The sequence below is a fragment of the Bacillus sp. PK3-037 genome (assembly GCF_054161355.1).
Map to the genome: position 1 here is coordinate 145,745 of NZ_CP096408.1, position 12,572 is coordinate 158,316.

Genomic DNA, 12,572 nt, shown 5'->3' on the forward strand with positions numbered 1-12,572 from the left:
ATTGTGAAGGTGACAAGATTGTAAGTTTTTTCCTTTGCGCTGCCACCTAAATCGATGTTTCTTCGCTTCTTTTTTTCATACGATTGAGGTATAGAAAAAAGGAGCGTGATTCATATGGCTTCATTACAGCCGACTCTGACAAATGAGCGGATTGGTGTGCTTGACGTGTTAAGAGGAATTGCCATTTTCGGCATTCTATTTGTGAATTTGGCGCACTTCAGTTATCCGGATATGTATTTGTCTATGCTTGGAATGGATAATTTTTTCACGGAAAAGTGGTCTGGTGCAGACTTTGCTGCAGCAGAAATATTGAAATTTTTGATTCAAACCAAATGTATTTTACTGTTTTCATTTTTATTTGGGTTTGGCATGGTGGTGATGATGGAGAGAGCGTTAAGCAAAGGAAAACGTTTTGTCCCGCTTTATATCAGAAGATTATTGGCGCTCTTCATCTTTGGAACCATTCATGCTTTTTTAATATGGGACGGGGATATTTTAACGGAATACGCCCTGCTTGGTTTGGTTTTACTTTTGTTCAGAAAAGCAAAGCCGAAAACATTGTTGATATGGGCAGTCTCTTTGTATCTCCTGTTTTCTCTTCCGTTCATTTTGGCAAGCTTTCATCAAGCAAACGGACAAGAATGGGCACAAGCGGCCATTCAGCAAGCGAAGCAGGCGCTGCATGCTTACGGAAACGGCAGCCTGAAAGACATTGCGGAACAGCGAATCCACGATCGGCTCGTTTATATGTCAATGAATGGCATGCTGACCTATAATCCGCTGAATTTCTTTTTTGCCTCCATCCCCTATTTCAGTATGTTTTTGCTGGGAGCCGCGGCGGCAAAATCAAGATTTCTGCATCAGCCGGAAAAGCACCGCAAAGCGTTAAAAAGAGTATGGCTGTCTGGGATGGTCATTGGCATCAGCGCTCATATATTGTACAGTGTGACCGAAATCGAAGTATTTTTGCTGGTTGGTGCGCCTTTTCTTATGTTTTTCTACGTCACAATGATTGTGTATCTTTATCATAAGACAAGACTGGCTAAGCCGCTGCAATACTTTTCCGCAGTCGGGAGAATGGCATTTACCAACTATCTCATGCAATCAATCATTTGTACGTGGATTTTCTATCATTACGGGTTGGGGTTATACGGCAAAGTATATCCGGCTGCGGGCGTGCTGATCACGATCGCTGTATGTGCCCTTCAAATGATCATCAGCCATCTTTGGCTGCGGGCATTCCGAATGGGGCCGTTTGAGTGGCTTTGGAGGAGCCTTACGTATATGAAGTGGCAGCCGATCTTGAAGAAATCATAGATAAATTAAAGTCTAGACTCATAATTGACGTCTAGACTTTTTCATGTTTTCAATTATTTATATACAACCCGTGTACGGCAAATGATGTCATGAAGGCCCTTTTTCTCTCCGAATGCCACCATGATAAAACCGATATAAAAGATAATTCCAGATAATATGTACGCAAAGTAACGGCCGATTGCCTGTCCGATAGACACGCGTCCACCTTGTTCATTGACCACTTTCAGGCCAAGAATTTTCTTGCCGAGCGTGCCTTGCATTTTAGAAGCTGTAAGCAGACCGTAATATAGCACACTGATGACAATCACAATCAGCATGGTTGGCAAAAATGCCAGCGTTAAGTATTTCACCATATATTCGTCTTTTGTCATGTATGGGTCTGTTGCGATGGATCCAGCGATAAATACGGAATTGATAATAAATAGAATAATATAGCTAGGAACAGATACAATAATGCCATCAATCAAATAAGCTAAAACACGAATCCAAAATCCTGCCGGTTTTTCCATGTATATTTCTCTCTCCTTTGAATTAATCTGGAACAGTATACTTTGTAAAAAAAGCTTTTGCAATATGATATGGTGATAAAATCCTGATATTACAGAAAAATGAGTCTTTTATCCTTTGTTTTTTACTATATAAATATACTAGAAAGAAGCACAGCATTTTCTTGTGTATTCTGGAATTTATTAATAAATAATGAATTTTCTACTCAGCCCCCTTATAATGAAAAGGTTAATATTTCTATCTAAGGAGGAGTTTGATGTCTAGAAAAAACAGCGTGGCGATCATGACAGCCATTTCCGCGTTTCTTTTTTGCGCTGTGATCGTGGCGGCTTCACTTTCGCCGCTGGCTGGAACGGGAGCGGCGGCCAATCAGTTTAATTCAGTTGGCATGTGGTCATCTGTCGGGATGATCCTTGTCTTGTATTTCATTCCTTTTCTCATTTATATGCTCGGAGTAGATGCGATGAGGTATGTCATGGCGGTGCTTTGCGGCTTTGGGCTGCTGATTCACTTGTCTTCAGCCGGGTTTATCTTGATGTATAGTTTCTTCAGTGACCATCCGTTTTCTGATGTGATCTTTGTGATTGGGGTTAGTCTCGCTGCGGCTGCTGTCAACGTTATTTGGTTTGTGGCTGCATTTCGTTCGGGTGCTGAAAAAACGTCTGCGCATACTCTTACATAGTTTTCTAGTTTGTGATGGTTTTGTGAAGTGGAAGGATAAAATGGATGAATATGTTATGGTGATCACATATTAGAAAATACATATAATAGGGGGTCTCAATGATGGTTAAGTCATTTCGAATGAAAGCTCTGATAGCGGGAGCTGCGGTGGCGGCTGTTTTTTCAGCCGGTGCTGTTTCTGATGTGCCTGCTGCCAAAGTGCTTCAGCCGGCAGCTGCTTATGCGGCGGAAACGGTGTTTTCTCAAAATAATGGAGCATCCGGCTTTTTAACAGGAAGGTATGATGTACAAGCTATGGCGCCTGCCATGTTTAACTGGTCACGCGAGAGTCGATTCGCTGGCAATACAGACGGGACGCTGAAATGGCAAAACGATATTAGAACGACACCGCAAAATGGTGCGGGGGCAGTAGTTGATGGAGACGGCACGGTATATCTTCATTCCAGAGACGGGGAAATGAAAGCTTTTAATCCTGACGGCTCAGTCAAATGGGTGACGGGCAATCTGGGAAAAACGTTCACACAATCTCCTGTGCTCGGAACCAACGGCGTTATCTATCTGGCATCTTATGATAAAAAGATTTATTTTATCGACAAGGAAACGGGTGAGATTTTAACAACGGTTCCGTTAAGCGGCGGGCCAAGCTCTGAAACGGTGATCGGTTCAGACGGCACGTTGTACTTCTCAACACTTGATAATTATGTTCACGCGATCAAACCGACATCAAAATCAACTTGGACAGAGCGCTGGAAGTTGAAAACAAATGGTGTCGTCAGCTCTGTGCCGGTGCTTGCCTCAAACGGCACCGTGTATGTCGGCACATACAATAACGTGTTTTATGCGATCAATTCCGGAACCGGACAGGTGAAATGGTCCAGAACGACGTCAAATGCGTTTAAAGGATATCCGGTGATTGATAAGGATGGCACCGTTTATGCCGGCAACCAAGACGGACAGCTGTATGCGTATACGTCAACAGGCAGCTTAAAATGGACATTCCCTCTCAACGGGTTCTCAAGTTCATCGCCTGCGATCGACCATAACGGCAACATCTATATCGGTTCAGGAAGCGGCGAGCTGTTTTCCATCAGCAAAAACGGGGATATGAACTGGTCATTCTACACAGACGGCCCTGTCAGAACGGCGCCGCTGATTGACGCGAAGGGAACGGTCTATTTCGGGTCAGATGATATGAAGGTTTATGCGGCGGACGCAAACGGCAATGAATTATGGAGCTATCAAACCAACAGCAACGTCGTGTCATCTCCCCAGCTTGCTGAGGACGGAACACTTTATATTGGAAGCTATACGAAGCTGATGGCTTTTGGAAAATAGCAGAACAGGCTGGCGAGGTGATCTCGGCAGCCTGTTTTTGGTATCAATCAAGATGTTTATTTTTATAGATAACCTTTGTCCCGCAAATATAATCGTGTAATGCCAGTTTAGAGGGGAAAGCCGCCATAATGTAACCGATATACAAAATTCCTGATGGTATGTAAGCGAAAAAACGGCCAAAGCTGTGCCAAAATGAAATTCGCTCGCCATACTGATTGACAACGATGATGCCCATTAGTTTTTTGCCTAGTGTTGCTTGCATTTTTGAAGAAGTCAGCAAGCTATAATAAAGAATGCCGAAGATATAGATGATGGCGATAACAGGGATCGTCCCGAATATCAGGATATAAAATTTATATTGATCTTCTGTCATATAGGAGCTTCCTGCATCAATGAGAGGCAGGACAATGAAGGTGTTAATTTGGATCATAATAAAAGCAAAACAATAGATAATTAAATCATCAATAATAGAGGCAACTGCCCGAATCCAAAATCCAGCTGGCTTTTCCATGTATAATATTCTCTCCTTTGAAGTTTTCTGGGATATTATACGTTAGAGGCTGTGCGGTTTCAATGAGATATACTAGAGGAATTTGGTCTCGTAGTGAAAATGGTATTTTATCACTATGCATTTCTTTATTTTACCTTTTTATCTTTAGGTGAATAGAATGATAAAAAGAGAACCTGCAAGTTAATGCAGATTCTCTTCACTACAATTATTTAGAGGCTTGAATCAATACACCCTTCTCATGAGAAAACTCTTTGAATCCGTATACCCCATGATAGGAGCCGATTCCGCTTGTATTAACGCCGCCGAATGGCAGGTTGACGTCACTGAAATGAACGACGACATCATTGATCGCTGCATTTCCTGATGTGGTATGCTGAAGGACGTTGTCGATCAGGTCTTGGTTGTGGCTGAATACATAAAGTGCAAGCGGTTTATCGCGGTCATTTACGTAATTGATGACCTCGTCGATGTCTTCATAATTCATCATTGGCAGTATCGGTGCGAAGATTTCCTCCTGCATGATTTTCATGTCGGGCGTGACGTTTTTCAAAACGGTTGGCGAGATCGTGCGGTCGCTGGCATCGAATACGCCGCCGAACACGACTTCCGCGCCTTTCTCGATAGCGTCGTCGAAAAGGTCTTTGACGCGGTTGAAGTTGCGGTCGTTGACAATCTGCGTAAATTTGCTGCGGTCCGGATTGCGATCATCCTCCATAAATCCTGCGTTGACGATTGTTTGTAAAATGCCCGCGAACTTGTCCTGCACATCTTTTTTAATGAACAGATAATCAGGTGCGATGCAGGTTTGGCCGGCATTTACGAATTTGCCGACGGCGATCTTTTTCGCTGCGTCCATGAGATCGTATTCACTGTCAATGATGGTCGGGCTCTTGCCGCCAAGCTCAAGTGTGACAGATGCCAAGTGTTTGGCAGCCGCCGTCATGACGATTTTTCCGACATTTGTGCTTCCGGTGAAGAAAATGTGGTCGAATGGCTGATCCAGAAGTTCGGTTGCCACCTCAACCTCTCCTTCAAAAATCGCGACTTCTTTTTCATCAAAAGCATCTCGGATGACTTTTGCGGCAATGTTGCTTGTGTTCATTGTAAAATCGGACAGCTTCACAATCGCGCTGTTTCCGGCTGCGAGAGAAGCGGCAAGCGGCGCCATCGTCAGCATAAACGGATAGTTCCACGGACCAAGGATGAGTGTTACGCCTTTTGGCTCGTACATGAGAATCCCATTTGCCTCGGTGCTTAACGATGAACCGACTTCTTTGGGCGCCATCCATTTTTCCAGGTTGTTCATATTATCTCGGATTGCTTTTTTTGTTCCTTCGATTTCCGCTTTTTTGACCTCGTGATATGGTTTGCGGACGTCTTTGCGGATCGCTTCGATGATTTCTTCCTCATGGGCGATCACAGAATCTAAAAAGCGTTGAAGCTTTTCTCTGCGCTGTTCCGCTGTTGAAGCGCGCAGCACTTTTTGTTGTTTTTTCTGAAGCTGGAAGACGCGCTGAATGTCGTCTTTTACTTTCTGTTCCATTGTAAGATCCCCCTCATTTGCTTTCTTCTTTTCTCGAACCTATTATAAGGTGGTACCTTTTTTATAAGAAAGACAACGGTGAACCATCTATACGTTACCGTACATATATCGAATATCTGTCTAATGACTGGGGGGTGTTTTTGTGGCGGAATCTGCTGAAGCTCAAGTGAAACAGGCGCTGCTTGCTTTATTGGAAGAAAGAGATATTCAACACATCACAATGAAAGAAATTGCTGAAAAGGCCAAAGTGAGCCGCGGGACGCTCTACCTTTATTATGAGGATAAGTTTTCAATCATTGAAGATTTGATCGAAGACATGAAGGAAGGGCTGGGCAAAGCGCTTTTTGACGCCTTCAGTCATATGGATACCCTCCATTTGAACAAAAAACGGCAAACGGTGCATCCGACTTTGTCCTTTGTTCATGAGCATCGATCCTTTTTTTCTGTGATGATGAACAGAGAGCATTTCCATCGTTTTTTTAAGGATGTGTTTCAGCAGGATGTGTTGCTGGCACCGATGAATGTGAATTTGACGCCGATCGAACAGGAGATTTACGGACATTACCGGGCTTTGTACACGTACGCGATTATCCTGTATTGGCTGAATGAGGATGCGGATGCGTCTCCGGAAGCCATCAGCCAAAAGGTATGGGAGCTTGTTTCTCAAAAACGGTTTTATTGGCTGTTTGGACAGGCTGTGTCAGGAGAGCGGCGGGAGGACAGGCAAATCGACAGACGTGTGATTCGAACGAGGGAGGGGTTGCAGAAGGCATTTCTGGATGTGTTAGCGGAAAAAAAAGACTACGCGGCCATCACGATTTCTGACATGGCCCGGAAAAGCAATATCCGCCGCGCAACCTTTTATGATCACTATGCCGGTAAAGAAGAATTGCTGCAGACCATCATTCAGCAATCGTGTGCGGAAATCATTGATCACCTGACGATTGCTTCAAGTCCAAATGAGCTTTCCTTAGAAGAAGCAGAGGAGGCGCTCGCCAGCCTGCTTTCTGCTTTAGACCGCATGCCTATTGTCCCTTTGCTCAATCAGAATTGGGGGATTCCTCATGTAGTGCCTGAGATGCTCAAAACACTGGAATCGTTTTATCTGCATCAGCAGACTGACATGCCTGCCGAGAAAAAGCTTTATGCCTATTATGTATCCGCGATGATAATCGGCCTGATTTCATATCGGCTTGATGAAGGGAAGGCGCATAAACCGGAAGTGCTGGCGAGGGAGTTTTTGCAGTTTTTGGATGTGAAGAAGTATAAGGTGGTATTGCTGTAAACGAACGCAACCAGCGGTACATCAGTTTGTTTTGAAATGAATATACATTTGCCCGGATACTCAGTTCGGGCTCTGTGTCGCTGCGTCACTTGGTCTGTTGAGTTTCTTTCTTTTCTTGCAAGGTGAGCTTTAAAAATAGAAGGGCTATAAGAATTTGAGCAATGTTCACCCGACCAAGCTTTCCAGCTTGAAGTGGGATTTAAAATGGTATTGAAGAGCAGGCGAACGATAGAAGAAAATAAAAAAATGAAAAATAGCAGCTTGTTTTGAGACATCAATTACGTACCTTTCTGGAATAATAAGAGCATTTTTACTACTGTAACAGTGATAGACATTAGTCTGTATTGGTTCGTTATTTCTATCATTTGTTCTGTTATTCGAAAAGAAGGTTCATTTAGTTCATTACACTTTTGTGCTTTTAGCTCGTTTATATAAAAAAAGTGCATAGTTAAAATAGATAAGATATAAAGCAACATTAAAAATACCTAACTGAAAAAAATAAGAAAGAGATATGCTAATGAGACCTCCAAAAATGATATAGGTATAAAACAATTTCATTCTGTCAACCTCCTAATAAATTCTAAATTCATTGTAAGATATGATGAACAATATGTAAAAGACATTTCCTATCAGGAAACTAAAAAAGGGAGCTTAACCTGTATTATTAGGTTAAGCTCCCTTTTTTGCTATTCATTATATTAAAGAGACCATATTTATTTCGTCTCTTCCTTCCACTTCTCATCAATCAGCATCTTGCCAGGCCATGTATATGCCATGATGCCGCCGTCTGCGGTGATGTCTTCTCCAGTGACGTATGAGCTGTCGTCTGAAGCGAGGAACAGCGCCACCGTCGCCATTTCCTTCGGCTTGCCGAGGCGGCCGAGCGGTGTGATCCATTTGTTGGCTTCGCGGAATTTCTCGCCCATTTCCTGTTCCTTTGTGCCAGCTAATTTGTCAATAAGCGGCGTTTCAATCGTGCCCGGTGAGATGGAATTGACCCGGATGCCATTTCGCGCGTAGTCGATCGCCATCGCTCTTGTCAGGTTGGTGATGCCGCCTTTTGCGGCGTTGTAGCCTGAGCGGTCAAGGTCCGCGGCCCTGCCTGACATGGAGGAGGTGTTGATGATGGAGCCTCCGTTTTCGAGCATGAGCGGGATCAAGTATTTACTGCAAAGGAACGTGCCGCGCAGATCGACTGCGATAATGCGGTCAAACAGATCTACGGGATATTCGTGCACTTTTCCGCCTTCCTGATCGATGCCGGCGTTATTAAACAAAATATCAATCGTTCCGCACGCATCCTTGATTTGATCAGCAAATGCTTTCACACTGTTTTCATCTGACACATCGAGGTGAAAGGCATCCGCCTGTCCTCCGTTTTGTCTGATTGCTTCGACTGTTTCTTTCATTTGATCTGTATTGATGTCTCCGATCATCACACGCGCGCCTTCATTGGCAAAAACCTCTGCCGTTGCTTGTCCAATGCCTGTCGCGGCGCCTGTGATCACTGCGGTTTTGTTTTCAAGTCTTCCCATGATACGAGTCCTCCTTTTTCTAGTTGTCTTCCCGCTGTGTGCAGTGATAAACATGTGAGAAAAGAAATGCCTGCATATGTTAAAATGAACTAGAAATTGTTGGGAGGTTTTATGTGTTTTGAAGATACAGCATAAGAAGGAACTCAAATTTTATTGTCTCATTACGATTCCGGCTGCGTTTGCTGTGCTGACTGTCATCTCTTTTTTATTGCAAGAGATTACGTTTCCGGTTACAGCTAGCGCATTTCTGAATGCTTCATGGCATAATCTATTGTTTCTGATACCGTTCTGTTTGTTTTTCTATCCGGTGCATATTTGGATGAAGCGGGAGTTTAGCCGATGGAATGATGCGGAAAGAAAGAGAGGGTGATCAATCCTCTTTTTTTCAAGAATAATTAGTGAAAGCGCCACTAAATCATGTTAAATTTACATATATATGCATCTATCAATCTGATTGACAATTGTCATCGTATGTGATAAATAGATGCTGAAAAGAGTTTACATAACCTAACAACATATCAAAAAGGGGCGATCTAGAGTGGCGAAAAAAGAGTTTAAAGCAGAGTCCAAACGACTGCTGGATATGATGATTAATTCCATTTATACGCAAAAAGAAATTTTCCTGCGTGAGTTAATCTCCAATTCGAGTGACGCGATTGACAAAATCTATTACAAAGCGCTGACGGATGATGCGCTAACCTTCGATAAAGACAATTACTACATAAAAATCGCGGCTGACAAAGGCGCGAGAACACTGACCATCACGGATACAGGGATTGGAATGACAAAGGATGAGCTTGAACAGCACCTCGGTACGATTGCGAAAAGCGGCTCTCTTGCGTTTAAAAAAGAAAACGAACTGAAGGACGGCCATGACATCATCGGGCAATTCGGTGTCGGATTTTATGCGGCGTTTATGGTTGCCGATGTGGTGACCGTTACCAGTAAGGCGCTCGGCAGCGAAGAAGCGTATAAATGGGAATCTGCTGGCGCAGACGGTTATACAATTGAGCCGTGTGAAAAGGATTCTGTCGGCACAGACATTATCCTGAAGATCAAAGAGAACACGGAAGATGAGAGCTATGATGAGTTTTTAGAAGAATATCGTTTAAAAGCGATCATCAAAAAGTACTCTGACTTCATTCGCTACCCGATCAAAATGGATACAACGGTTAATAAGCCGAAGGAAGGCAGCGACAATGAATTTGAAGAGGTGCAGGAGGAACAGACGGTTAACAGCATGGTGCCGATCTGGAGAAAAAACAAGAGCGAGCTGACAGATGAGGACTATGAAACGTTCTATTCTGAAAAGCATTACGGATTTGATAAACCGCTCACTCACGTCCATATCAGCGTGGACGGTGCCGTGCGCTACAACGCCATTTTATTTATTCCTGAAAACATGCCGTTTGACTATTATTCTAAGGAATATGAGAAAGGCTTGGAGCTGTATTCCAACGGCGTGCTGATCATGAACAAATGCGCGGATCTGCTTCCGGACCACTTCAGCTTTGTGAAGGGGATGGTCGATTCTGAGGATCTGTCGCTGAACATTTCCAGAGAAATGCTGCAGCATGACCGCCAGCTGAAGCTGATTGCGAAAAACATCAGCAAAAAGATCAAAAGCGAGCTGCAGAGCCTGCTGAAAAAAGACAGAGAAAAATATGAGACCTTCTACAAATCGTTCGGCAGACAGCTGAAGTTCGGCGTGTACAATGATTTTGGCGCGAATAAAGATCAATTGAAGGATCTCTTATTATTCTACTCTTCCAAAGAGAAAAAACTGGTCAGCCTGGACGAGTACGTATCCAGAATGCCTGAAGAGCAGAAATATATTTACTACGCGACCGGTGATTCTTACGATCGCATTGAGAAATTGCCGCAAACGGAAATGGTAGCGGACAAAGGCTATGAAATTCTTTACTTTACAGAGGACATCGATGAATTTGCGATCAAAATGCTCGCTTCATATCAAGAAAAAGAGTTCAAATCTGTATCAAGCGGCGATCTTGGCATCGATTCAGAAGAGGATCAAAAGCAGTCTGAAGAAGAGGAAAGCAAGTACAAGGATCTGTTTGAGGAAATGAAAAATATCCTGTCTGACAAAGTGAAAAACGTCAGAGTATCGAAACGCCTCAAATCTCATCCGGTCTGCCTCGCAGCTGACGGTGAAGTGACAATCGAGATGGAAAAAATCTTAAACGCAATGCCGGACAGCCAAAATGTAAAAGCGGACAAAGTGCTGGAAATCAACCCGAATCATGAGGTATTCAACACGCTGCAGAACGCTTTTGAACAAGATAAAGAGAAACTAAGCCTGTACACAAATCTCCTGTACAACCAGGCGCTTCTGATCGAAGGTCTGCCGATTCAGGACCCTGTGGAATTTACGAACAATATGTGCAAGGTGATGGTGTAATCATAAAAAAGGAATCGTCCCGATGAGACGATTCCTTTTTCTATTTATGACGTCCGTTCATTGAGCATACGGCTTTGTCCGTTGTTCTTTCTTTTAAAACGTTTTTTCAGGCTTGCTTCAATTTCTTCTAAGCTTTTCCCTTTGGTTTCAGGTACCATGTAAAGGGCGAAGAAAAATGAGAGAAGACAAATGACTGAAAAAATTGTAAACACCCATGCGATGCCCATGGCGCTGAGCATCAGCGGAAAGACCAGCGACACGATCAGGTTGGTTGCCGATAACACCAAAGTGGTAAAGCCCGTCGCGGCCCCGCGCGCTTTGGATGGGAAGAGCTCAGGCATCAGAACCCATACAACCGGACCCCATGTCGCCTGGTAGAATACGATATAAACACCGAGAAAAACGACGGTCAGCCAAGCCGTTGATGTTGAGAGCCCCAGCGTCAGGAGCACAGCCGATAGTGCGGCCAAGCTCAGCGTAATACCGACGCTTCCCCAGATCAGCAGCTTTTTGCGGCCGATGCGGTCGATTAAAATCATAGCTGTAATACACATGATGACGTTGAGTACGCCGATTCCCATTGTGCCGAGCACCGATGCCGATGTGCCGAGACCGGCCTTCGTGAAAATGGTTGGCGCGTAGTAGATAACCGTGTTAATCCCGACAGCTTGCTGGAAAACGGCGAGGCCAACGCCAATGAGAAGCATAGGGCGAATCCATTTGGCTTTTAGCAAGCCGAGTGTTGTTTCTTTTTTCTCTGCTTCCCCTTGTTTCATATCTGCCAATTCACGTTCAATATCTTCTTGATCATGAGTGATTTTCATGATTCGTTTCGCTTCATCTTCACGCCCGCGCTTCACGAGCCATCTTGGTGATTCAGGCATAAATGCGATCCCGATTAATAACAGCACGGCAGGCACCGCAGCCAGCCCCACCATCCAGCGCCACGCTTCAAACGGTGTGAATAGATAGTTTACGATATATGCAAGTAAAATACCGGTGACAATCATTAAATTGTTCATCGTGCCGAGTGTTCCGCGGATTTTTGTCGGTGCCATTTCGGAAAGATATACCGGCACCAGCGCCGTTGAACCGCCTACGGCCAAGCCGAGAATGACCCGAGACGCGATCAGCATGGTAATGGTTTGAGAAAATGCACAAGCAAGCGCCCCGACGATAAAAATGATGGATAAAACAAATACGACTTTTCTCCTGCCCCAGCGATCGGAGCACGTGCCGCTTAAAGCGGAACCGAAAATCGCGCCGAGAAGCAGCATGCTGACAACCAATCCTTCTGTCAGTGTTGTTAAAGGGATATCATTGTTGATGAACAGCAGCGCTCCCGAAATGACGCCCGTATCATAACCGTAAAGCAGCCCCCCTAAAGCGCCGAAAAAGTAGATCATATATTTCCTTGTGTTTGTCTTCACAAATGTTCC

Annotated in this window: 11 protein-coding genes; 6 read left to right on the forward strand and 5 right to left on the reverse strand. The window is 44.1% G+C overall.

All coding sequences use genetic code 11. The annotated features are described in order from the left end of the window. The first annotated feature begins 114 nt into the window (after positions 1 to 114). Positions 115 to 1,317, forward strand: coding sequence for a DUF418 domain-containing protein (locus M1D69_RS00815; RefSeq protein WP_458104899.1), 1,203 nt, complete (start codon positions 115 to 117; stop codon positions 1,315 to 1,317). Between the two features lie 53 nt (positions 1,318 to 1,370). Here the strand turns inward: M1D69_RS00815 and M1D69_RS00820 are convergent, their stop codons facing one another. After that, positions 1,371 to 1,826: an RDD family protein gene (locus tag M1D69_RS00820; RefSeq protein ID WP_458104898.1), complete on the reverse strand. Its 456-nt coding sequence runs from the start codon at positions 1,824 to 1,826 to the stop codon at positions 1,371 to 1,373. Positions 1,827 to 2,080: 254 nt separating this feature from the next. Here M1D69_RS00820 and M1D69_RS00825 point away from each other — a divergent pair, with 254 nt between their 5' ends. Then, positions 2,081 to 2,506, forward strand: coding sequence for a DUF5391 family protein (locus M1D69_RS00825; protein ID WP_458104897.1), 426 nt, complete (start codon positions 2,081 to 2,083; stop codon positions 2,504 to 2,506). A 101-nt stretch (positions 2,507 to 2,607) separates the two neighbouring features. Next, a complete protein-coding gene (locus tag M1D69_RS00830; protein WP_458104896.1) occupies positions 2,608 to 3,840 on the forward strand; it encodes an outer membrane protein assembly factor BamB family protein in 1,233 nt (410 codons plus the stop codon). Positions 3,841 to 3,883: 43 nt separating this feature from the next. Here M1D69_RS00830 and M1D69_RS00835 read toward each other — a convergent pair whose 3' ends face one another. After that, positions 3,884 to 4,351, reverse strand: coding sequence for an RDD family protein (locus tag M1D69_RS00835; protein ID WP_458104895.1), 468 nt, complete (start codon positions 4,349 to 4,351; stop codon positions 3,884 to 3,886). 205 nt (positions 4,352 to 4,556) lie between these two features. Further along, positions 4,557 to 5,894, reverse strand: a complete 1,338-nt coding sequence (locus M1D69_RS00840; protein WP_458104894.1) for an aldehyde dehydrogenase family protein — start codon at positions 5,892 to 5,894, stop codon at positions 4,557 to 4,559. A gap of 142 nt (positions 5,895 to 6,036) precedes the next feature. Between M1D69_RS00840 and M1D69_RS00845 the strand changes: the two genes are divergently transcribed. Then, positions 6,037 to 7,179 carry a TetR family transcriptional regulator gene (locus M1D69_RS00845; RefSeq protein ID WP_458104893.1) on the forward strand — a complete coding sequence of 381 codons (1,143 nt, stop codon included), beginning with the start codon at positions 6,037 to 6,039 and terminating at the stop codon, positions 7,177 to 7,179. Positions 7,180 to 7,892: 713 nt separating this feature from the next. Here the strand turns inward: M1D69_RS00845 and M1D69_RS00850 are convergent. Then, complete coding sequence (locus M1D69_RS00850) at positions 7,893 to 8,714, reverse strand: SDR family oxidoreductase (RefSeq protein ID WP_458104892.1); 822 nt, start codon at positions 8,712 to 8,714, stop codon at positions 7,893 to 7,895. Between the two features lie 118 nt (positions 8,715 to 8,832). Here M1D69_RS00850 and M1D69_RS00855 point away from each other — a divergent pair, with 118 nt between their 5' ends. Then, the gene (locus M1D69_RS00855) at positions 8,833 to 9,084 is read left to right on the forward strand and encodes a hypothetical protein (protein WP_458104891.1); all 252 of its coding nucleotides are present in this window, start codon (positions 8,833 to 8,835) and stop codon (positions 9,082 to 9,084) included. A 168-nt stretch (positions 9,085 to 9,252) separates the two neighbouring features. After that, complete coding sequence (gene htpG / locus M1D69_RS00860) at positions 9,253 to 11,133, forward strand: molecular chaperone HtpG (protein WP_458104890.1); 1,881 nt, start codon at positions 9,253 to 9,255, stop codon at positions 11,131 to 11,133. Positions 11,134 to 11,177: 44 nt separating this feature from the next. On the opposite strand, the gene M1D69_RS00865 is transcribed toward htpG, so the two are convergent. Next, positions 11,178 to 12,563 carry a sugar porter family MFS transporter gene (locus tag M1D69_RS00865; RefSeq protein ID WP_458104889.1) on the reverse strand — a complete coding sequence of 462 codons (1,386 nt, stop codon included), beginning with the start codon at positions 12,561 to 12,563 and terminating at the stop codon, positions 11,178 to 11,180. Between the last annotated feature and the right edge of the window lie 9 nt (positions 12,564 to 12,572).

Coding starts and splice junctions, on each gene's coding strand:
- M1D69_RS00815 (WP_458104899.1), top strand. CDS start 115: ATGGCTTCATTACAGCCGACTCTGACAAATGAGCGGATTGGTGTGCTT.
- M1D69_RS00820 (WP_458104898.1), bottom strand. CDS start 1,826: ATGGAAAAACCGGCAGGATTTTGGATTCGTGTTTTAGCTTATTTGATT.
- M1D69_RS00825 (WP_458104897.1), top strand. CDS start 2,081: ATGTCTAGAAAAAACAGCGTGGCGATCATGACAGCCATTTCCGCGTTT.
- M1D69_RS00830 (WP_458104896.1), top strand. CDS start 2,608: ATGGTTAAGTCATTTCGAATGAAAGCTCTGATAGCGGGAGCTGCGGTG.
- M1D69_RS00835 (WP_458104895.1), bottom strand. CDS start 4,351: ATGGAAAAGCCAGCTGGATTTTGGATTCGGGCAGTTGCCTCTATTATT.
- M1D69_RS00840 (WP_458104894.1), bottom strand. CDS start 5,894: ATGGAACAGAAAGTAAAAGACGACATTCAGCGCGTCTTCCAGCTTCAG.
- M1D69_RS00850 (WP_458104892.1), bottom strand. CDS start 8,714: ATGGGAAGACTTGAAAACAAAACCGCAGTGATCACAGGCGCCGCGACA.